General features: G+C 69.5%; 18 protein-coding genes. 8 read left to right on the top strand and 10 right to left on the bottom strand.

Annotated features, from left to right (window positions below; all coding sequences use genetic code 11):
• Positions 1-15 precede the first annotated feature (15 nt).
• From ABD655_RS05325 to ABD655_RS05315, 3 genes are all read right to left on the bottom strand, one after another.
• Positions 16-1,095, bottom strand: coding sequence for a winged helix DNA-binding domain-containing protein (locus ABD655_RS05325; RefSeq protein ID WP_344712189.1), 1,080 nt, complete (start codon positions 1,093-1,095; stop codon positions 16-18).
• Positions 1,096-1,147: 52 nt separating this feature from the next.
• Positions 1,148-2,593, bottom strand: coding sequence for an NAD-dependent succinate-semialdehyde dehydrogenase (locus tag ABD655_RS05320; protein ID WP_344715694.1), 1,446 nt, complete (start codon positions 2,591-2,593; stop codon positions 1,148-1,150).
• A gap of 172 nt (positions 2,594-2,765) precedes the next feature.
• Positions 2,766-4,670, bottom strand: a complete 1,905-nt coding sequence (locus ABD655_RS05315; protein WP_344712187.1) for an FAD-binding monooxygenase — start codon at positions 4,668-4,670, stop codon at positions 2,766-2,768.
• A 144-nt stretch (positions 4,671-4,814) separates the two neighbouring features.
• Between ABD655_RS05315 and ABD655_RS05310 the strand changes: the two genes are divergently transcribed.
• Positions 4,815-5,522, top strand: coding sequence for an IclR family transcriptional regulator (locus tag ABD655_RS05310; RefSeq protein WP_344712185.1), 708 nt, complete (start codon positions 4,815-4,817; stop codon positions 5,520-5,522).
• Positions 5,523-5,546: 24 nt separating this feature from the next.
• On the opposite strand, the gene ABD655_RS05305 is transcribed toward ABD655_RS05310, so the two are convergent.
• Positions 5,547-5,858 (bottom strand): hypothetical protein, encoded by a 312-nt coding sequence (locus tag ABD655_RS05305; protein ID WP_344712184.1) that lies wholly within the window; start codon positions 5,856-5,858, stop codon positions 5,547-5,549.
• Positions 5,859-6,132: 274 nt separating this feature from the next.
• On the opposite strand from ABD655_RS05305, the gene ABD655_RS05300 reads away from it, so the two are divergent.
• On the top strand, positions 6,133-7,800 hold the full coding sequence (locus ABD655_RS05300; RefSeq protein WP_344712183.1) for a thiamine pyrophosphate-binding protein: 1,668 nt from the start codon (positions 6,133-6,135) through the stop codon (positions 7,798-7,800).
• 107 nt (positions 7,801-7,907) lie between these two features.
• Here the strand turns inward: ABD655_RS05300 and ABD655_RS05295 are convergent, their stop codons facing one another.
• Positions 7,908-9,287, bottom strand: coding sequence for an MFS transporter (locus ABD655_RS05295; RefSeq protein ID WP_344712181.1), 1,380 nt, complete (start codon positions 9,285-9,287; stop codon positions 7,908-7,910).
• Positions 9,288-9,399: 112 nt separating this feature from the next.
• Between ABD655_RS05295 and ABD655_RS05290 the strand changes: the two genes are divergently transcribed.
• The 6 genes from ABD655_RS05290 (at position 9,400) to ABD655_RS05265 (ending at position 16,079) form a co-directional block, all read left to right on the top strand.
• The gene (locus ABD655_RS05290) at positions 9,400-10,905 is read left to right on the top strand and encodes a fumarylacetoacetate hydrolase family protein (protein WP_344712180.1); all 1,506 of its coding nucleotides are present in this window, start codon (positions 9,400-9,402) and stop codon (positions 10,903-10,905) included.
• Positions 10,884-11,588, top strand: coding sequence for a GntR family transcriptional regulator (locus tag ABD655_RS05285; protein WP_344712178.1), 705 nt, complete (start codon positions 10,884-10,886; stop codon positions 11,586-11,588). The genes ABD655_RS05290 and ABD655_RS05285 overlap by 22 nt, the downstream gene beginning before the upstream one ends.
• Positions 11,589-11,607: 19 nt before the next feature.
• Positions 11,608-13,167 (top strand): 5-carboxymethyl-2-hydroxymuconate semialdehyde dehydrogenase, encoded by a 1,560-nt coding sequence (hpaE, locus tag ABD655_RS05280; protein WP_344712176.1) that lies wholly within the window; start codon positions 11,608-11,610, stop codon positions 13,165-13,167.
• A 35-nt stretch (positions 13,168-13,202) separates the two neighbouring features.
• Complete coding sequence (gene hpaD / locus ABD655_RS05275) at positions 13,203-14,363, top strand: 3,4-dihydroxyphenylacetate 2,3-dioxygenase (RefSeq protein WP_344712174.1); 1,161 nt, start codon at positions 13,203-13,205, stop codon at positions 14,361-14,363.
• Positions 14,364-14,505: 142 nt separating this feature from the next.
• Complete coding sequence (hpaH, locus tag ABD655_RS05270) at positions 14,506-15,291, top strand: 2-oxo-hept-4-ene-1,7-dioate hydratase (RefSeq protein ID WP_344712172.1); 786 nt, start codon at positions 14,506-14,508, stop codon at positions 15,289-15,291.
• On the top strand, positions 15,276-16,079 hold the full coding sequence (locus ABD655_RS05265; protein WP_344712171.1) for an HpcH/HpaI aldolase family protein: 804 nt from the start codon (positions 15,276-15,278) through the stop codon (positions 16,077-16,079). The genes hpaH and ABD655_RS05265 overlap by 16 nt, the downstream gene beginning before the upstream one ends.
• Before the next feature lie 43 nt (positions 16,080-16,122).
• Here ABD655_RS05265 and ABD655_RS05260 read toward each other — a convergent pair whose 3' ends face one another.
• The 5 genes from ABD655_RS05260 to ABD655_RS05240 are packed head-to-tail and all read right to left on the bottom strand — an operon-like array spanning position 16,123 to position 21,465.
• Complete coding sequence (locus tag ABD655_RS05260; protein WP_344712170.1) at positions 16,123-17,193, bottom strand: glycoside hydrolase family 130 protein; 1,071 nt, start codon at positions 17,191-17,193, stop codon at positions 16,123-16,125.
• Between the two features lies 1 nt (position 17,194).
• Positions 17,195-18,103 carry a carbohydrate ABC transporter permease gene (locus tag ABD655_RS05255; protein ID WP_378721239.1) on the bottom strand — a complete coding sequence of 303 codons (909 nt, stop codon included), beginning with the start codon at positions 18,101-18,103 and terminating at the stop codon, positions 17,195-17,197.
• Positions 18,100-19,056 carry a carbohydrate ABC transporter permease gene (locus ABD655_RS05250; protein ID WP_344712168.1) on the bottom strand — a complete coding sequence of 319 codons (957 nt, stop codon included), beginning with the start codon at positions 19,054-19,056 and terminating at the stop codon, positions 18,100-18,102. The genes ABD655_RS05255 and ABD655_RS05250 overlap by 4 nt, the downstream gene beginning before the upstream one ends.
• Positions 19,057-19,061: 5 nt before the next feature.
• Complete coding sequence (locus ABD655_RS05245) at positions 19,062-20,351, bottom strand: extracellular solute-binding protein (protein WP_344712166.1); 1,290 nt, start codon at positions 20,349-20,351, stop codon at positions 19,062-19,064.
• Positions 20,352-20,403: 52 nt separating this feature from the next.
• On the bottom strand, positions 20,404-21,465 hold the full coding sequence (locus ABD655_RS05240) for a LacI family DNA-binding transcriptional regulator (protein WP_344712164.1): 1,062 nt from the start codon (positions 21,463-21,465) through the stop codon (positions 20,404-20,406).
• Positions 21,466-21,573 lie beyond the last annotated feature (108 nt).

Here is a 21,573-nt window from a genome sequence, read left to right as displayed (position 1 = left end):
GTGGCACGGGGCGGCTCACGCGGTGATGAAGGCCCGATATCGATCCAGGGCCGCCCCGATCTCGGCATCCGTCGCCGCGCCGGGCGCGAACAGTTCCGGAACCGGAGAATCCGTGTGGCGGCCGAGCGCGAGCGAGTGGGTCCAGACGCCGACGACCTGCCCGCGCGCGACGATGGTCGGCCGCACGATGCCGTTGATGGCAGGGCCGATGTGGGCGAGGAACTCGGACGCGCACACCGATGTGCGGTCGGCGTACGAGATGTAGTACTCCTCATACGGCGGGAGCGCGAGGACCTCGTGCGCGGCCGCGCTGCGCCGCGGCGCCTTGCCCGCGGCGACGTAGGTCGGTTCGCGATCGTCCGACGCGATCGAGATCCGATCGGATGCCGCTTCGGCGGCGGCCCGCGCGACTCCCAGCGGCAGTCCGGACCACCACGCGAAGTCCCGTGCCCCCGCAGGGCCGTGCGAGGTGATGTAGCGGACGAACAGTTCGGCGAGCGGATCAGCCGGGGACGCGGCATCCGTCACCCATTCGTCGGTGCGGACGATGTACTGCTCACGCGTCGGACCGGCGGGACGCGGCACGACCGGGCCCTGGCAGACGAGGCCGCGCAGGGACAGGGCGACCAGAAGGTGGTAGCCGCGCTGCGACGCGGTGCTGACGCCGCCGCCCTCCAGGACGGCGAACAGCTCTTTGCGGGAAAGCCGGTTGCCGCCGCGGAGGGCGGTGAGGGCGAGTCGCTCGGCCTTCGCCAGCTCGTCGGCGTCGATCCCCTCGGCGCGGTGCACGGCCGCGGCCGCGTTGCGCTGCCGCTCGGCGGTGACCGAGAGCACCCAGCCGAGATCACGCGCGGGGATGACGTGGATGGTCCCGCGCATCGTCCACGACCGCACGATCTCGCCGCGGTCGAAGGCCGCATCCACGTCCCGGACGGTGGACGCACCTTTCGTCCGCGACGCGAGTGCCCAGCGACCGCCCCAGAACTCCTGGCCCTGCGTCGCGAGCATGTGCTCGGCGGCCGCGGCGATGCTCGGCGCGGGCGCGGTGAGGCGATGCGAGCGCAGCCGCCGCTCGATGATCCGGGAGCTGTTCACCTTCGTATTCTGCCGCGGCCCGCGGACGGGATACGTCCGCGTTACCGTCGCGTCACCCGTACGGGTTGGCGGTGAGGGTGTATTTGGTCTGAAGGTATTCGTGGATGCCCTCGGCACCGCCTTCGCGGCCCAGGCCGGACATCTTCCAGCCGCCGAAGGGGGCGGCGGCGTTGGAGACGACGCCCATGTTCAGGCCCATCATCCCGGTTTCGAGCCGCTCGATCATGCGCTGCCCGCGGGCGAGGTTATCGGTGAAGACGTAAGAGACGAGTCCGTACTCGGTGTCGTTGGCAAGGCGCACGGCCTCGTCCTCGGTGTCGAACGGCACGATCGCCAGAACGGGCCCGAAGATCTCCTCGCGGAGGATCTCACTGCCCGGCTGCACGTCGGTGATGACAGTGGGTTCGTAGAAGGTGCCCGGTCCGTCGATCGCGTTGCCGCCGGTGCGCACCGTCGCGCCGCGCTGCACCGCGTCGCCGACCAGTTGCGCGGCCTTCGCGACCGCACGGTCATCGATCAGCGGGCCGATCGTGACACCGTCCTCGGTGCCGCGGCCGATCGCGAAGCCCTGCACGCGCTCGGTGACCCGCTGCGCGAACGCGTCGGCGACCGAGCGGTGCACGATGAACCGGTTCGCGGCGGTGCACGCCTGCCCGATGTTGCGGAACTTCGCCGCGATCGCGCCGTCCACCGCCTTGTCGAGGTCGGCGTCCTCGAAGATCACGAACGGGGCGTTGCCGCCGAGCTCCATGGAGGTGCGCAGGACGCCGTCCGCGGCCTGCTTGAGCAGGGCCTGACCCACCGGCGTCGAGCCGGTGAACGACAGTTTGCGCAACCGCGGGTCGCGGATGATGGGCTCGGACACGGCGCCGGTCTGCGTCGTGGTGATCACGTTCACCACACCGGCGGGCAGCCCGGCATCCTCGAGCACCTTCGCGAAGTACAGGGTCGTCAGCGGAGTGAGCGCGGCGGGCTTGATCACCACGGTGCAGCCGGCCGCCAGTGCGGGGGCGACCTTGCGGGTGGCCATCGCGAGCGGGAAGTTCCACGGGGTGATCAGGTAGCACGGGCCGACAGGGTGCTGCGAGACGATCATGCGACCCGTGCCCTCCGGGTTCGGACCGTACCGGCCCTGCACGCGCGCGGTCTCCTCGCTGAACCAGCGCAGGAACTCACCGCCGTAGGCGACCTCGCCGCGCGCCTCGGCCAGCGGCTTGCCCATCTCGATCGTCATCAGCAGCGCGAAATCCTCCTTGCGCTCCTGCAGCAGATCGAACGCGCGACGCAGCAGCTCGGCGCGCTCGCGCGGCGGCGTCGCCGCCCACGCCGGGAACGCCTCGACCGCGGCATCCAGTGCAGCCTTGCCATCGGCCGGCGAGGCATCCGCGATCTGCTTGACGATCTCCCCGGTGGCCGGATCGAAGACCGGCAGACGCTTCTCATCCGTCGCCGGGCGCCACGCGCCCCCGATGAACAGGCCGTCCGGCACGCGCTCCATCAGCTCGGTCTCGCGGTTGTCAGTCACAAGGGCTCCTCGTTCTCTCGGGATGCCGCGGCTCGTGCTGCGGCATCCCCTCTCGTTGGCTCATCGCCCAGTCTGGCTGCCTGCGCCCGGCCAGGCGATGTACGCGGTGTACACCCCTCCGCGCTCGGGTGTTCGTCTCGGACGGTCAGACGGCGAGCGCCGGTGCGCTCTGCGGCAGCAGGAAGCGGGCGAAGAACTCGGTGAGTTCCTCGGTGGCCGTCAGCGGCAGCACCGTGGCCACGTACTGGTCGGGGCGCACCACGACGACGGCGCCTGCGCCGCGGTCGATGCCGCGCAGGTCGAAGATCTCGTCCGCCGGATCGGTGGCGTAGACCTTCTCGTAGTCGATCAGCTGGAACGGGCCGACCCGAGGCAGGAACACCTGCGGCACGGTCTCGAGTGCGACCTCGTCGTGAGGCACCGGGTAGATGACCTTCACGTCGAAGACGCTGTCGCGGTCGGCGCCGACCGGAGTGAACCGCGCAAGAGGCGACTCCGTGGACTCGGCGAGCCACGTCGCCCACTCGTCCAGTGCGGATCTCTGGCCGGCCTGGGTCTGCGGGGCGAACGCGTAGATGCGCCACCGCCCGTCGGCCCGGGCGTGATGGCCGAGGTGGATGGGCACGGCGTCGGCGACGCGCATGACCGGGGCGGAGCGGAAGCGCTTCCCGATCGGGAAGCCCTCGGCCAGGTGCTGGAAGGTCGCCTCGCCGATCAGCAGCGACGGCGGGTATTGCGTCATGAACCCGGCGGGGAACTCCGCGGTCCGGACGTAGAAGTCGCCGAGCTCCTCGGGGCTGTCGAACTCCTCGGGCTTCTTGGCCATCAGGCTCGACCACTGCTTGTCGAAGTCGATGAGGTTCTGGGCGATCACCTGACGCTCAGCCGAGTAGGTGCTCAGCACCGACCCGGGGCTGCGACCCTCGAGCACCTGTCCGAGCTTCCAGCCGAGGTTGAACCCGTCCTGCATCGAGACGTTCATGCCCTGACCCGCCTTGGCGCTGTGCGTGTGGCACGCGTCGCCCGCGATGAACACGTGCGGCTCGCGGTCGCTGCCGGCCTCCACGTCATCGAAGCGGTCGGTGACGCGGTGTCCGACCTCGTAGACGCTGTGCCAGGCGACATCCTTCACGTCCAGCGTGTAGGGGTTCAGGATGGCGTTGGCCTTGGCGATGATCGACTCGAGGGACGTCCGGCGCACCGCGCCGTTGTCACCTTCGGGCACCTCGCCGAGGTCGACGTACATCCGGAAGAGGAAGCCGCCTTCGCGGGGGATGTGCAGAATGCTGCCGGCCTGCGACTGGATCGCGCACTTGGAGCGGATATCGGGGAAATCCGTGACCGCGAGCACGTCCATGACGCCCCACGCATGCTGGGCGACCTCGCCGACGTACGTGCAGCCGATCGCGTCGCGCACGCGACTGCGCGCGCCATCGCAGCCGACGACGTACTTCGCATGCACGACGCGCTGCTCGCCGGCGCGTGGACCGTCGGTGTACTGCAGGGTCACGGCGACCGGGTACTCCCCCTCGTCGGCGACCTCGAGGGTCACGAACTCCAGGCCGTAGTCGGGCGTCACGCGGGCCGGCGAATCGGCGGCCACCTCGGCGAAGTAGTCCAGCACGCGGGCCTGGTTGACGATGAGATGCGGGAACTCGCTGATCCCCTGTGCGTCATCGACGGTGCGTTGCGTGCGGACGATCTTGGCCGGGTCGGCCTTGTCGGGGGTCCAGAAGTTCATGACGGTGAGGTGGTAGGCCTCTTGGATGATCTGCTCGGCGAAGCCGAACGCCTGGAACGTCTCGACGCTGCGGGCCTGGATGCCGTCCGCCTGACCGATCTCGAGCCGACCGGGGCGTCGCTCGATCAGGCGCGTGACGACGCTCGGGAACTGGGCGAGCTGCGCCATCAGCAGCATGCCTGCCGGGCCGCCGCCGACGACGAGCACGTCGATCTCGTCGGGCACCTCTTCCGGCCGATCGATCCCGGTGCCGGCGGCCGGCTTCCTGCGGGGATCGCCTGATACATAGCCGTGGTGGTGGAACTGCATGACATGTCCTCCTCGGACAGCGGTGTCGAGGTGAGTGGGGGGCGGTTGCGGAACGGGCGTTAGCCGTTCTATATTCGAACGATACGTTCTACTTCTGAACAGATCGTATACGGTCGTCCATTGAACCCGCAAGGGGAGGCCCCGATGACGGAGACCGCCACCGCGCCCGCGTCCCAGACGTTGAGCCGCGGCATCCGGATCCTGGAGATCCTCGCGAGCGCGCGCCAGCCGCTGTCGATCGACGAGACGGCCCGCCGGCTGGGCGTGCATCGGTCCGTCGCGTACCGGCTGTTGCGCACGCTCGAGGATCACGGCCTCGTCACCCGGGACGGCACGGGCCGGATCCAGCTCGGTGCGCGCATGGCCGCCCTCGCGGCGGGAGTCGCGCACGATCTGCAAGCCGAGGCCCTGCCCGAGCTGACCGCCGTCGCCAACGAACTCGGCGCGACCTGCTTCATCGCCGTGCTCGACGCGGACGAGTGCGTCACGCTCGCCAGCGTCGAGCCCCGGCACGCGACCGCGTCGGTCGCCCAGCGGCCGGGGTCGCGGCATCCGGTCACCGCCGGCGCCCCCGGCAAGGCGATCCTGTCGGTGCTGCCGCAGAGCCAGTGGCCCGGCGAGGTGACCGATCGGCTTCGCCGGGAGGTGACGGATGCCGCGGACCGCGGATTCGCGACCAGCCACGACGAGGTGATCCCGACGCTGCGATCCGTGTCCGTCCCGCTGATGCTGCGCGGTCGCCCGCCCGCCGCGATCGCCGTCGTCTACGTCGCGAGTGCGCACGAACCTGCGGAGATCGCCGCGCGGCTGCAGCGATCCGCGGCCGTGATCCAGGACGCGTTGGGCAGTTGAGCCGCGGTCGCGGGTGGGTTCGCGCTATGCGGCGGCGTGCGACATCTCTTCGACCAGCTGAACGGTCTGCGCGGCGACGCGCTGCGGCACGCCGTCGAACGCCTCGGTCCGTGCATCCGAGGCCATGTAGACGCTCTCGCGAGCGAGGAAAGCGGCCCGATCGCCCTCGGCGCTGACCGCCCAGACGAACTCCTCGGTCTCGGGCAGGCCATACGCAAACTCGATCGTGAAGCCCGCACCCCCGCGCACCTTCGGCATCCACTCGTTCCACCAGGCGACGAACGCCTCGTATTCGCCGGGGACGAGCGTGTACCTGCGCAGCTGGGTCGTCTTCATGTCCTCAGCTTCGCACGCGGCGCGCACGTGCTTCGCACGCATCGACGCTCCGCAGTCGCCTTGTGCGCCCTCGACGCGCCCGCCGCCCGCAAGAGGTGACTGCGGAACGGGTTGGGGTGCGGGGCCGCGCGCGGGGGGGGGCGCCGTATACTCGAACGGTCCGGGGCGGGGTCCGCGCCGGTGCTCGAAAAAGGGGCACGTAGCCGCGGCATCCCGATCGCCGCTCGCGAGACACATACGGAACTCACCGTCCGTTCTGTCTCTGGAGCTGCCCATGCCCACCGTCTCCGCGCACGTCGCCGCCACGCTCGCTCGCCACATCGACCACGTCTTCGGCGTCATGGGCAACGGCAACGCGTACTTCCTCGACGCGCTCCAGCGCTCCACCGACGTCGGCTACACGGCCGTGCGCCACGAGGCCGGCGGCGTCACGGCCGCCGACGCCTACCACCGCGCCGGTGGGGGCCTCGCCGCGGCGACCGCCACCTACGGCGCCGGATTCACGAACACGCTCACCGCGCTGGCCGAAGCGGTGCAGGCGCACGTCCCCCTCGTGCTGGTCGTCGGCGACGAGCCGACCTCGGGACCCCGGCCGTGGGACGTCGACCAGATCGCCCTGGCCTCGGCCGTCGGGGCACGCACGTACACGGTCGGGCGAACGGATGCCGCGGCGACGACCGTCATCGCGATCGAGCACGCGCTGACGTACCGGGTGCCCACCGTGCTGGCCATCCCGTACGACGTCGCGACGCTCGATGCCGGACCCGTGCCCGACGCTCCCGAACCCCGCCTGCCGCATCCGTTGGCACCGGCGGGTCCGTTCGCCGAGCAGACGATCCGCGATGTCGCGGCGGCGCTGGCCGGAGCGAAGCGGCCGTTCCTGCTCGCCGGACGCGGGGCGTGGATCGCGGGCGCCGGCGAGGTGCTCGGCGAGCTGGCGGACGCGACCGGAGCCGTCACCGCGTCGACCGCGCTCGGCCGGGGGATCTTCCCGCGCTCCGAGTTCGACCTCGGCGTCACCGGCGGCTTCGGCGCGGAGGCTGCCATGCAGCTCGTCACCGAGGCCGACGTCGCCGTGGTCTTCGGCGCCTCGCTCAACCAGTTCACGATGCGGTTCGGGTCGCTGTTCGGGCCGCGGACGCGCATCTTCCAGGTCGACATCGCGCCGGCCGCGACGCATCCGCACGTGGGTGGCTATCTCCGGGGGGATGCCGCGGCCGTCGCCCGCGCGATCGCCGCCGAGCTCGCGCGCACTCCCGCGGTTCCGAGCGGTTGGCGTGAGCGCCTCGACATCCCTGCCCTGCGTGCGTACGAGGCGGGCGACGACATCGCTCCCGATGGCGCACTGGATCCGCGCTCGGCGGCGGCGAGGATCGGCGAGATCCTCGAGAGCACCGACGCGCTGCGGGACCGGGTCGTCGTCTCGGACGGTGGGCACTTCATCGGGTGGGCGAACATGTACTGGCCGGTCGCCGCGCCCGACCGCATGATGATGGTCGGCACGGCGTTCCAGTCGATCGGCATGGGCTTCGCGAGCGTTCCCGGCGCTGCCCTCGCGCAGCCGGACGCGACGATCGTTCTGACCACGGGCGACGGCGGCGGGCTGATGGCCCTCGCGGACCTGGAGTCGGCGGTGCGCGTCGCCGCGGGCCGCGGCCTGGCGGTGGTCTGGAACGACGCCGCCTACGGCGCCGAGGTGAACCTGTACGGACTGAAGGGCCTCGCGAAGGAGCCCATGCTCATTCCGCAGGTCGACTTCGCCGAGGTCGCCCGCGGGTTCGGAGCGCGGGGAGTCGTCGTTCGCACCTTGGCGGACCTGGACCGGCTCGCCGAATGGGCCCGGGTCCCGGCATCCGATCGTCCGTTCCTGCTGCTGGACCTGCGGATCTCGGGATCGGTCATCGCGCCGTACCAGCTCGAGATCATCCGCGTGAACTCGTGAGAGTCGCCGGTCGCTGAGCCGTGGCCCGGCAACGCCACCGAGACCCGGGCCGATAGCGCCGGGTCTCGGTGGACCGGGGGGTTCTGGGTGCCGGAGCGCGGCCCGGGTCAGGCCTTGGCCAACCCGTAGATCGGGCTGACCGACTGCTCGGCCTCGTGATCCGGGCCGAGCGGGATGCCGGAGCGATCGCGCAGCAGCAGCGTCGCGGCGAGGCCGACCAGCGTCATGCCCACGAGGTACCAGGTGACGGCGGTGGTGGAGCCGGTGGCCTGCACCAGAGCCTGCGCGATCGTGGGAGCGAACGCGCCGCCGAGGATCGCGCCGATCGCGTACGAGATCGAGACGCCGGAGAAGCGGATCGACGCCGGGAACAGCTCCGAATACAGGGCCGCCTGCGGCCCGTACGTGAAGCCCAGGCCGATCGTGAGGATCGCCAGGCCCAGGAACAGCAGGCCCACGTTCCCGGTGTTCACCAGGGGGAACAGGGTGAACACGCCGACCAGCTGCAGGATCCAGCCGATGATGTAGGTCGAACGGCGGCCGATGCGGTCCGAGACCCAGCCGGCGAGGAAGGTCGACAGCAGCCAGGTCACCGCCGACCCGGTGACCGCCCACAGCACCGGTCCGCGCTCGAGCCCGACCGGGCCCTCGGGATTGGTGGCGTAACCCTGGATGTAGCCGCCCGTGGTCATGTAGCCGACCGCGTTGTTGCCGGCGAAGACGAGGGCAGCGATGACGACCAGCAGCGTGTGCTTGCGGAAGAGCTGGATGATCGGCATCTGCGCCTTCTCTTTGCGCGCGGCGAGCTCGGTGAACACCGGGCTCTCCTCCACGCGACGGCGCACGTAGTAGCCGACGAGGATGAGCACGACGCTGAGCAGGAACGGGATGCGCCAGCCCCACTGCAGGAACGCGTCGCCGGGAGCGATGACGGTCATCAGCGCCATGACGCCGGACGCGAGAAGCAGTCCGAGCGGGACGCCGATCTGGGGGGCCGCACCGAAGACGCCGCGGCGCTTCTTCGGCGCGTGCTCGACGGCCATCAGGACGGCGCCGCCCCACTCGCCGCCGGCCGAGATGCCCTGCAGGATGCGCAGCAGCACCAGCAGGATCGGGGCCCAGACGCCGATCGCCTCATAGGTGGGCAGCACTCCGATGAGTGCGGTGGCCGCGCCCATCAGGATCAGCGTCCACATCAGCACGACCTTGCGCCCGTACTTGTCGCCGAAGTGCCCGGCCAGGAACGCGCCGAGCGGGCGGAAGAGGAAGCTCACGCCGACGGTGGCGAACGCGATGATCGCGCTGTTGGCACCGAGCGGCGCGAAGAAGAGCTGCCCGAAGACGAGCCCGACCGCCGTGGCGTAGATGAAGAAGTCGTACCACTCGACGGTGGTTCCCACCACCGTGGCGAAGACGACGCGCCGCCGATCGGTGGTGCTGGCGATGGTGCCGGTGGGGGTGAATCCCTGCGGCGGTGGTGCGGTCATGGGTGACTCCAATGTCAATTCGACGTCCCTGCGCGGCAAGCCGGGGGTGGGACTTGCCCGTTCCCTTGAGATAATATACGATTTCAGATACAACGCAAGGGCGAGGGAGCTCATGAGCAATTCGACGGATGCCGACGGCCGCTACGGGCCGCTCCCGGTTCGGCCGGGCAAGATCATCGCGATCCACCTCAGCTATGCGTCACGCGCCGACCAGCGCGGCCGCCGCCCCGCGGATCCTTCGTACTTCTTCAAGCCGTCCAGCTCTGTGGCGGCATCCGGCGGCACCATCGAGCGCCCCGACGGCACCGAGCTGCTCGCGTTCGAGGGCGAGATCGCACTGGTCATCGGCACTCCGGCCCGGCGGGTGTCACTCGCCGACGCGTGGAACCATGTCGGCTGGGTCACCGCGTCGAACGACTTCGGCCTCTACGACCTGCGGGCCAACGACAAGGGCTCCAACGTCCGTTCCAAGGGTGGCGACGGATTCACGCCGATCGGACCGGATCTCATCGACGCACGGGCGGTCCACCCCGCGCAGCTGCGCCTGCGCACCTGGGTGAACGGCACGCTCGCGCAGGAGGACTCCACCGCCAGGCTGCTGTTCCCGCTCGCTCAGCTCGTCGCGGATCTGTCCCAGCACTTCACTCTCGAAACGGGCGACGTGATCCTCACCGGCACGCCGGCCGGCTCATCGGTCGTCGTTCCCGGCGATGTGGTCGAGGTCGAGGTGGACGCCCCCGGCGCGGGGTTGACCTCGGGTCGCCTGCGCACCACCGTCACCCAGGGCGAGACCGCGTTCGACGAGACGATCGGCTCACTGCCCGCCGTCGATGACACCCAGCGGGCCGAGGCATGGGGTTCACTGGCAGCGGCCGGACTGCCGCCCGAGGCGGGCGAGCGCGGCTCGGCCGCCGGGCCCACCCTCTCGCCTGCGCTGCGCGAGAAGCTGCTGCGCATCCCGGTCGCCGGCCTCTCGGGACAGCTGCGCAAGCGCGGTCTGAACAACGTGACCATCGACGGCGTGCGCCCCATGCACCCGGGCACCAAGATCGTCGGCACCGCGAGGACCCTGCGATTCGTACCGGGACGCGAGGACCTGTTCGCCTCCCACGGCGGCGGGTACAACGCGCAGAAGCGCGTGTTCGACGCGGTCGACGAGGGCGAGATCATCGTGATCGAGGCGCGCGGCGAGACCGGATCCGGCACGCTCGGCGACATCCTGGCGCTGCGGGCGAAGGCGCGGGGCGCCGCGGGGATCGTCACCGACGGGGGCGTGCGCGACTTCGACGCGGTCGCGGCGATCGGCATCCCGGTGTACACCTCCGGCGCGCACCCGGCGGTCCTGGGCCGCAAGCACGTGCCGTGGGATCACGACGTGACGATCGCGTGCGGAGGCACCACCGTGCAACCCGGTGACATCCTCGTCGGTGACACGGATGGCGTGATCGTGCTGCCGCCCGGGATCGCCGAGGAGGTCGCCGATGCCGCTCTGGCGCAGGAGGACGAGGACGCGTGGGTGGCCGATCAGGTCGCCGCAGGGCATCCGGTGAATGGCCTCTTCCCGATGAACGCCGAGTGGCGGGGGAGGTATGACGCATGGCGTCAGACGAAATCATGACCGTCGCCCCGATCGATCAGAGCAAGTCGCAGCAGGCGTACCACTGGATCAAGGGCCGCATCGCGAATCAGGACTTCACCCCGGGCTACCGGCTCGTGCTGGGCTCGATCGCGGGCGAACTGGGCATGAGCGTCGTGCCCGTGCGCGAGGCGATCCGCCAGCTCGAAGCCGAGGGGCTGGTCACGTTCGAGCGCAACGTCGGCGCGCACGTCTCGATGGTCGATGACACCGCGTACCGCTACAGCATGCAGGCGCTCAGCATCCTGGAGGGCACCGCCACGGCGTTGGCCGCGCGGCGACTGACGGCGGAGGACATCACCCGCGCACGGAGCGTCAACGACCTCATGGTCGAAGTCCTCGATCACTTCGATCCGCGATCGTTCACGGCGCTGAACCAGGAGTTCCACTCGATCCTGTTCGCGCAGTGCGCGAACCCGCGGATCCTCGACCTGGTGAACGCCGAATGGGGACGCCTCGGCCACCTGCGGGATTCGACCTTCAGTTTCGTCCCCGGCCGCGCCGCGGAGTCCGTGCGCGAGCACGAGAAGATCCTCCAGCTCATCGAGTCCGGCGCGCCTCTCAGCGAGATCGAGATCGTCGCCCGGCGCCACCGCTCGGCCACCCTCGACGCCTTCCTCATCCACGAACACCCCGACGAGGCCCTCGGCCTCCCCGCTTTCTGACACCACTGCGAGGTACTTCATGACCGACACCGCCACCAGCCTGCAGGCCCACCACGTTCCGGCCGACCTGCCCACCCGCATCCAGCACTACATCGACGGCGAATTCGTCGACAGCGCCGACGGCGACACCTTCGACGTGCTCGATCCGGTCACCAACGAGACGTACCTGCAGGCGGCCGCCGGCAAGAAGGCCGACATCGACCGCGCCGTCGCCGCCGCCCGCCGCGCCTTCACCGAGGGCCCCTGGCCCCGGATGCTGCCCCGCGAGCGTTCCCGCGTCCTGCACCGCGTCGCGGACATCGTCGAGTCCCGCGACGCGCGCCTGGCCGAGCTGGAGTCCTTCGACTCCGGTCTGCCGATCACGCAGGCGCTCGGCCAGGCACGCCGGGCCGCAGAGAACTTCCGCTTCTTCGCCGACCTGATCGTGGCTCAGGCCGACGATGCGTACAAGGTGCCGGGGCGCCAGCTGAACTACGTCAACCGCAAGCCGATCGGCGTGGCCGGCCTGATCACGCCCTGGAACACGCCGTTCATGCTGGAGTCGTGGAAGCTCGGCCCGGCACTGGCCACCGGCAACACGGTCGTGCTCAAACCGGCCGAGTTCACGCCGCTGTCGGCGTCGCTGTGGGCCGGGATCTTCGAAGAGGCCGGACTGCCGAAGGGCGTGTTCAACCTCGTCAACGGACTCGGTGAGGATGCCGGAGACGCACTGGTCAAGCATCCCGATGTCCCGCTCATCTCGTTCACCGGTGAGAGCAGCACCGGCCAGCTGATCTTCGGCAACGCCGCCCCCTTCCTGAAGGGACTGTCGATGGAGCTCGGCGGCAAGTCGCCGGCGATCGTGTTCGCCGACGCCGACCTCGAGGCCGCCGTCGACGCCACCATCTTCGGCGTCTTCTCCCTCAACGGCGAGCGCTGCACCGCCGGCAGCCGCATCCTGGTGCAGCGCGACATCTACGACGAGTTCGTCGAGCGCTACGCGGCCCAGGCGTCCCGCGTCATCGTGGGCTATCCGCACGACCCGAAGACCGAAGTGGGCGCCCTCGTGCACCCGGAGCACTACGACAAGGTGATGAGCTATGTCGAGCTCGGCAAGTCCGAGGGCCGCCTGGTCGCCGGTGGCGGGCGCCCGGACGGCTTCGACACGGGCAACTTCGTCGCACCCACCGTCTTCGCCGACGTCCCGCCCAGCGCGCGCATCTTCCAGGAGGAGATCTTCGGCCCGGTCGTGGCGATCACGCCCTTCGACACCGACGAGGAGGCGCTGGCGCTGGCCAACGACACCAAGTACGGCCTGGCCGCCTACGTCTGGACCAGCGATCTGAAGCGCGCGCACAACTTCGCGCAGTCCGTCGAGGCCGGCATGGTCTGGCTCAACTCGAACAACGTGCGCGACCTGCGCACCCCGTTCGGCGGAGTGAAGGCGTCCGGGCTCGGCCACGAGGGCGGCTACCGCTCGATCGACTTCTACACCGACCAGCAGGCCGTGCACATCACTCTCGGCGAGGCCCACAACCCGACCTTCGGCAAGGCCGAGCACCACACCGAGACCGACCTCGACGACCCCGACCCGCGCTGATCGCCGCCGACCGACCCCCACGCAAGGACGCTCTGATGACCACTGACAAGACCCTCACCTCCTCGGGCTTCTACGTCTCGCAGGAAGCCCCCATCCACACCGACAACCCCATCGCGACGCCCGCCGCGCCCGCGCCGGACATCCTGCGCTGCGCGTACATGGAGCTCGTCGTCACCGACCTCGCCGTCTCACGCGCGTTCTACGTCGATGTCCTCGGACTGCATGTCACCGAGGAGGACGCCGACGCCGTCTACCTGCGCTCGACGGAGGAGTTCATCCACCACAACCTGGTCCTGCGCAAGGGACCGCTCGCCGCCGTCGCCGCGTTCTCGTATCGCGTCCGCGCGCCGGAGGATCTCGACAAGGCCGTGGCGTTCTACACGGAGCTCGGATGCCGCGTCGAGCGTCGTGCGGACGGCTTCACGAAGGGCATCGGCGATTCGGTCCGCGTCGAGGACCCCCTGGGCTTCCCCTACGAGTTCTTCTTCGAGACCGAGCACGTCGAGCGTCTCTCCTGGCGCTACGACCTGCACACGCCCGGCGAGCTGGTGCGCCTGGATCACTTCAACCAGGTGACCCCGGACGTGCCCCGCGCCGTCAACTTCATGCAGAGCCTCGGCTTCCGCGTCACGGAGGACATCCAGGACGACGAGGGCACCGTCTACGCCGCGTGGATGCGCCGCAAGCCGACCGTGCACGACACCGCCATGACCGGCGGCGACGGCCCCCGCATGCACCACGTCGCCTTCGCGACGCACGAGAAGCACAACATCCTCGCGATCTGCGACAAGCTCGGCGCGCTGCGCATGTCCGACCGCATCGAGCGCGGTCCCGGTCGCCACGGCGTCTCGAACGCGTTCTACCTGTACCTGCGCGACCCCGACGGACACCGCGTGGAGATCTACACGCAGGACTACTACACGGGCGACCCGGACAACCCGGTCGTCACGTGGGACGTCCACGACAACCAGCGCCGCGACTGGTGGGGCACGCCGGTGGTGCCGTCCTGGTACACCGAGGCCTCGTTCGTCCTGGACCTCGACGGCAACCCCCAGCCCGTCGTCGCACGCACGGACGCCAGCGAGATGGCGGTCACCATCGGCGCGGACGGATTCTCATACACGCGCCCGACCGACGCGCCCGAGGAGCTGCCCAGCTGGAAGCAGGGCGAGTACAAGCTCGGCAATCAGCTCTGACCTCGGCATCTTGCGCCGCCATCCCCGTCCGTGTCCCGCTTTGACAGCTTCTGGCGCCCCCAGACAGTGAATAGTGGGACATGGTCGGGCGCCGGCGCAGGCACCGGTCGCAGGACACCCGCAGTGCAACGGAGGATGACGGATGCTGGATGACACGACGATCGCCGCGATCGCCGCAGAGCTGGCCGAGGCGGGGCGCACACGCAGCGTGATCCCCCGGATCACCGCGCGCTACCCGGACGCGACGATCGAGGACTCGTACGCGATCCAGGGCGTGTGGCGGGACGCGAACATCGCAGCGGGCCGGCGCCTGGTGGGCCGCAAGATCGGGCTGACCTCCAAGGCGATGCAGCAGGCGACCGGCATCAGCGAGCCCGACTACGGCGTCATGTTCGATGACACCGTGTGGGACAACGGCGCGACGATCCCCTTCGACGACTTCTCCAACGTCCGGATCGAAGTGGAGCTCGCGTTCGTCCTGAACCGGCCCCTGGAAGGCCCGCACTGCACCCTGATCGACGTCCTGCGCGCGACGGAATACATCACCCCCGCCCTCGAGGTGCTCAATTCGCACATCGAGCTGGAGGGGCGCACCATCGTGGACACGATCTCGGACAACGCCGCATACGGCGGGATGGTGCTGGGCGGCATCCCGATGCGACCCGATCAGATCGACCTGCGCTGGGTCTCCGCCCTGCTGTACCGCAACGAGACGATCGAAGAGACCGGCGTCGCCGCCGGAGTGCTCAACCACCCCGCGACCGGCGTCGCGTGGCTGGCGAACAAGTTCGCGCAGCACGGGGCCCGCCTCGAAGCGGGCGAGATCATCCTCGCCGGATCCTTCACCCGGCCCATGTGGGTCTCGCGCGGCGACACGGTGCTGTGCGACTACGGACCGATGGGAACCATCACATGCCGCTTCAACTAGCTCCGACCTTGCGCGATCGACTGGCCGCGGCATCCCGCCCCCTCGTCGGGATGTGGGTGTGTTCGGGATCGCCGCTGGTCGCCGAGGTCTGCGCCGGTGCGGGCCTGGACTGGCTGCTGATCGACATGGAGCACTCCCCCAACGGCCTGGAGTCCGTACTCGCCCAGCTGTACGCCGTCTCGGCGTACCCGTCGACGGCGTTGGTGCGCGTACCCGTCAACGATGTGGTCATGATCAAGCAGGTGCTCGACCTGGGCGCGCAGAACATCCTCGTGCCCATGGTCTCGTCCGCGGCCGAGGCGGAAGCCGCCGTCGACGCGGTGCGCTACCCCCCGCGCGGCTCGCGCGGCGTCGGATCCGCACTGGCCCGCTCCGCCCGGTGGAACCGCGTGGACTCGTACCTGCCGAACGCCGACGCGCACGTCTCGCTGTTCGTGCAGATCGAGAACTCCGCGGGGGTGGATGCCGCGGCCGAGATCGCCGCGGTGGACGGCGTCGACGGGATCTTCGTGGGACCGTCCGACCTGGCCGCATCGATGGGACTACTCGGTCAGCAGAGTCACCCGGACGTCGAGGCCGCCGTCCTGCGCACCTTCGACATCGCCCGCGACGCGGGCACGCCGGTCGGTGTCAACGCATTCGACCCGGCCGTGGCCGACCGCTACCTCTCCGCCGGCGCCGCGTTCGTGTTGGTCGGCGCCGACGTATCCCTGCTGGCCCGCGGGTCGGAGGCCCTCGCGGCCCGGTTCATCGCGGACGACGGCGCGGCCGAGCGCGCGTCGTACTGACCGCGCCGGACGGCGGGACGGCATCCCGCGGTCTGCGCGGGGGTCAGACCCGATCGAGCCGGGCGACGCCGATCTTCGAGTCCGCCATGCCGTAGAAGACGTAGCGCACGCCGTCGATCTCCTCGATCGCCGTCGGGAAGACCACGTTCGGCACGATTCCGGCGCGCTCGTCGTCCGTCTCGGCCTGAAGCAGCGGCTCGGGCGTACGGGCGATCACGACGGACGGATCGTCCGCGTCCAACAGCATCGCTCCTGCCGCGTAGTGCACGTTCCGCTGGTGTGCGAACGCGTTCTCGATCCGCCCGGTCACGCCGTGGTGCAGCAGCAGCCAGCCCTCCGGGACCCGCAGCGGCGCGGGGCCTCCCCCGATCTTCGTGGCCTCGAAGTCGAACTCGGGACCGGCGAGGAAGCGGTGCTGCGTCCACAGCGTGAGCGCGGACAGGTCCGCGCGGACCGCGTCGACCGGAACGTAGCTGATCCAGATCGACTGTCGCTCATCGGTGACGCCGGCCGGCACCACCACGCCCTGACCGGGCTTGGTCTCGCCCAGATCCCACATCGGCCGGTGCAGCACGGCGAAACTGCGCACTCCGTCCGGCGCGGTCACCGCCTCGGGGAAGAAAACGGTGTCCTTGTTGTGGAACAGGTTCAGGTCGATGTCGAGGGCGTCGTCGTACGCGAACAGGACGGGTCCGAGCCGACGCCACTCCCGCAGATCGCTGGACACGGCGAGCGCCGTGCGCGGGCCGAGCGGCCCGTACGCGACGTACGTCATGACGTGCAGCCCGAGCTCATCGATCCACGTGATGCGCGGGTCTTCGACGCCGGCGTTGCCCACCCCGCGCTCCCAGGAGCGGTCGGGTTCCAAGACGATGCCCTCGCGGGCGACGCCCACCGGGACCCCGTCCTCGATCACGACCCGAGCCAGCACGACGCGTGAGACATTCCCCTCGGCCACGACGCGGGGCAGCAGGTACAGCTCGCCGTCCGGTCCGCGGCCCGACGCGGGGTTGAGGACGCCCTCCGCCTCGAGCGGATTGCCCTCCTCGGGGCTCATGATCACCCCGACCCGGGTGAGCGTGTACGGAACGGTGGGAAGTTTCACAGTGGTCATGTCAGCCTTTCACGCCCGACCCGATGTCGGAGCTCTGGAATTGGCGCTGGAAGATCACGAACAGCACGACCGCGGGGATGGCGAGCACCACGGCGCCTGCCAGGATCGCCCCGAACGGGTTGGATGCCGAGGCGGCCACCGTCGTGATGTAGTTCGCCAACGACACGGCCAACGGCTGCAGCGCCGGATCCTTGGTGATCAGGAAGGGCCAGAGGAACTCGTTCCAGGGCCCGATGAAGGTGAGCAGCACCACGGTCAGCAACGCGGGCCGCACCAGCGGCAGGGCGACGCTCCACAGCACGCGCATCTCGCTCGCGCCGTCGACGCGCGCCGCGTCGAACAGCGCGCGCGGCACCTGCAGGAAGTACTGCCGGAAGATGATCACGGCCGCCGAGTTGATCGCGAACGGCAGGATCATGCCCAGGTGCGTGTCGGCCAGTCCGTAGTCCCGGGCGATCAGCACGTAGAGCGGGATCATCAGCAGCTGGAACGGCACGATCTGCACCAGCAGGGCGATCGAGAACGTCAACCCGCGACCGCGCCAGTGCAGCACCGAGAGGGCGTAGCCGGCCAGAACGCCGAACACCACCGTGCAGAGGATCACTCCGGCGGTGAAGATGCCGGAGTTCACCAGGCCCGACAGCAGACTGATGCGCTCGTTGATCTCGACGTAGTTCTGCAGCGTGATGTTCGCCGGATTCGGGAACGCCCCCGCCGGAGTCGGGTCGGGCTTGGTCTGCAGCGAGCCGATGACCATGTAGTAGAAGGGGAAGAGGAACGCCAGACCTCCCACCGCCAGCACGATCCAGCGTGCGATCGCGCCGCCGCGGCCGGGGTGACCGCGGCGAGGCGGAGCGGCATCCGTTCCGGTCTTCTTCCGCGCCTCTGCGCGGGTGCCGGTGGCGGTCATGACTCCTCATCTCCCACGAGCTTGCGCTCGATCAGTGCGAGCGCCAGCACGAGGATGACGAGGATCACGCCGATCGCGGCCGCCACATCCGGATTCCCCTGCTCCAGACCCTTCTGGTACATCAGCAGCACCGGCGAGGTGGAGGCCCCGTTCGGTCCGCCGCCGTTCGTGAGCAGATACGGCTCGGTGAACAGGTTCGCCCCGGTGATCGTCGCCAGCAGCAGCACCAGCAAGGTCGCCGATCGCACCCCGGGCACCGTCACGGAGAAGAACGTGCGCACCGGTCCGGCGCCGTCGGTGGCCGCGGACTCGTACAGCTCGTGCGGTACCGCCTGCAGCGCCGCCAGGTACAGCAGGATGAAGAACCCGAGCTGCTTCCAGGTGACGAAGAAGGCGATCGTCGGCATGGCGAGGAACGGGTTGATCAGCCACGACGGGTCCGGTGCCAGTGGGCCGAGGACCTGGTTGACCAGGCCGCCGCCGCTGAACATGAACAGCCACACGCCCACGACCGCGACGGATGCCGTCACATACGGCACATAGAAGCTCACCCGCAGGAACAGGCGCGCCCGCACGACGCGATTGAGCGCGGTCGCCAGCAGCAGCGAGAGCACGACGGTGAGCGGGACGTTGATGATCAGGAAGATGCCGACGTTGAGGAACGAACGCCAGACCGCTGGATCCGTGGCCACGGTCACGAAGTTCTCGAAGCCGACGAAGTCCCGTTCGACGTCTGCGCCCGGCGCTGCGAAGAAGTAGTCGTGGAAGGACATCCAGACCGCGAAGATCAGCGGGAAGGCGAAGACGACGCCGATGAAGATGAGGTATGGAGCGCTGAGCAGGATCCCGAGCGGGTTCTCGCCGAGGATGCGGCGGCGGCGCCGGGCCGAGCGCGCGTGCTGCGCGCCCGCCCGGGCCGAGTCCGTCTCCGGCTCCGCGATCGCGGAGGACATGACCGTCAGCCCTGGCCGACCAGGGTGTCGACCTCGGCGGCCGTGTCGGTGAGGAACGACGGGATGTCGCCTTCGCCGAAGATGACGGCCTTGGAGTAGGCGTCGCGGAACGTCTGCCACACCTCGATCGAGTTCGCCACGTTCGGCACCTCGACGACGCGTCCTGCCTGGTCGCCGAACACCTCGTATGCGGGGTTCTCCGCGAAGAAGTCGGGGTACACGGTGGTCAGGTCTTGACGCAGTGGCATCTGCCCGGTCAGCTCGAGGAGCTGTCCATCCTGTTCCTCGCTCGTCGCGAACTTCAGGACGTCCCAGGCGGTGCCCTTGTTCTTGCACGCCGAGAAGAGGCCGACGTTCTTGGCATCGCTGAAGGTGTAGGTCTCCTCAGCGGGTGTTCCGGCCGACGTCGGAACGGGCACGGTTCCCCAGTCCACGTCGTCGCCGAAGTAGTCGATGGCCCACGGGCCCGCGATGGTCATGGCCGAGTTACCGGCGACGAACGAGTCGCCATTGAACTCCTCCTGCCCCGCGAGGCCTTCCTCGTACATCGTCGCCCAGAACTCGGACACCGCCTGGCCGGCGTCGGAATCGAAGGTCGCCTTGCCGTCCTCGACGAGCAGCGTGCCGCCCGTCTCCGCCCCGTACAGCGGGTAGAAGTCGAACCACGACTGGAAGAACTGGCTCGCCGGTGAGGGGTAGATCGCGTACGGAGCGGCGCCGGACGCGGTGAGCGTGCGCGCCGTGTCCAGGAACTCGTCATACGTGGACAGAGCGGGTGCCTCAGGATCGAGACCGGCGGCGGTGAACATGGCCTTGTTGTAGAAGATGACGACCGGGTTGGATTTCCAGGGCATCTGATAGAACTCGCCGTCCGCCGAGGCATACTGCGCCGCGTTGTCGCCGCTGCGCGCGTTGATGTAGTCGTCACCGTCCTCGAAGCTCGACAGCGACACGAGCCCGCCCGCCTTCTCGAACTGCGGCACCGCTGCCGGCGACGTGTTGAAGATCAGGCAGGGCGCGTTGCCCGCGGTGATGGCGGCACTGATGACAGCCTCACTGCTGTCACCGGCCGGAATCTCCTGTGCCTTGACCTGCTCGTCGGGGTGATCGGCATTCCACGCCTCGACCATCTGCTTGCCCCACTCGATCTCGGCCTCGTTGTTCGAGTACCAGATGGTGATGTCGCCGCGGGCCTCCAGGTCATCGCCGCCTCCTCCCCCGCCGCCGCTGCCGCAGGCGGTGAGGGTGAGTGCTCCGGCGGCGGTGAGCGCCGCGATCGTCATGCTTCTTCGCATCGTTCTTCCTTTCCATCCAGACGCGACGTCCGCCGCGTCCTGAGTCGCCCAGTCAGCTGGGCGTATCGCGCCGCGGTGCGGGTGCCGCACCGGTCGATTCGCGCACGACGAGATGCGCGGGGGCGAGCTCGGAGTCGTCGAGCTCATCGCCTGCAATGGCGGCGAGAAGCGTCCGCGCCGCTGCTGCTCCCCACTCCACGACGTCCGTCGCGACGGAGGTGAGCGAGGGGTAGACGTGACGGGCGATCTCGCTGTCGTCGAAGCCGGCAATGGACAGGTCGCCGGGGACCGACAACCCGCCGCGCTGCGCGACCGCGATGCCCGCCAGCGCCATCACGTCGTTCGAGTAGCAGATCGCGGTGGGGCGGGTTGCGGCATCCGCGATCAGCGCCCTCGTGGCCTCGGCCCCCTGCCGCGCGCTGAAGTCGGTGTCCACGACGCGATGGGCGATGCCGCGGCGCTCGCAGGCCCGCTCGAAAGCCGCGCCCCGGCGACTCGCGTGGAGCATCTCGGGAGAGCCCGCGACATGCGCGATCGACCGATGACCCAGGTCGGCGAGGTGGTCGACGGTCGCGATGACCCCGTCGATGTCATCGACGGAGACCGCAGGGAAGGCCGAAGCGACATCGGGGTGGCCGAGCGTGACGGCCGCCAGGCCGAGGGACTCGATGAGATCAAGCCGCTCGTCGCCGGCGCGCAGATCAGCGAGGAACACGCCGTCTACGCGCCGCTCGGATGCGAGCTTGCGGTATGTGTCTGCTTCGCGACCGTGCGAGGGCACCGATGCGAGAACGAGCGCCTGCCCGGCCGGCGACAGCTCGCGCTCGACACCCGCGATGAAGGCGGGGAAGAAGGGGTCGCCCGCGACGATCTCGGTGTCGCGCTGGAGGACGAGCCCGAGCGCGAACGAGCGGTTGGTGCTCAACGATCGAGCCCGCACATCCGGCGACCAGCCCAATTCCGCGGCGATGGCGAGGATCCGGCGGCGCGTCGCGACGTTCACACCGGGCCGGTCATTGAGGGCGAACGAGACGAGTCCCTTGCTGACCCCCGCGCGCTGCGCGACGTCGGCGATGGTCGGGCGTCGTGTCCGACCCACGTGCGATTCATCCATCCGGCTACGCTGCCTTCTAAACCGGTTTATTAAACCGGTTTAGGCAACCGTACCCCACCGGATGCGAATTGTCGACGGATGCCCGCGGCCGTGCGATCTCTCGCGTCG

This window comes from Microbacterium terregens (genome assembly GCF_039534975.1).
Taxonomy (GTDB): domain Bacteria; phylum Actinomycetota; class Actinomycetes; order Actinomycetales; family Microbacteriaceae; genus Microbacterium; species Microbacterium terregens.
Note: the sequence above shows the minus strand (reverse complement) of the source record. Positions and strands in the feature narration are given on the sequence as shown.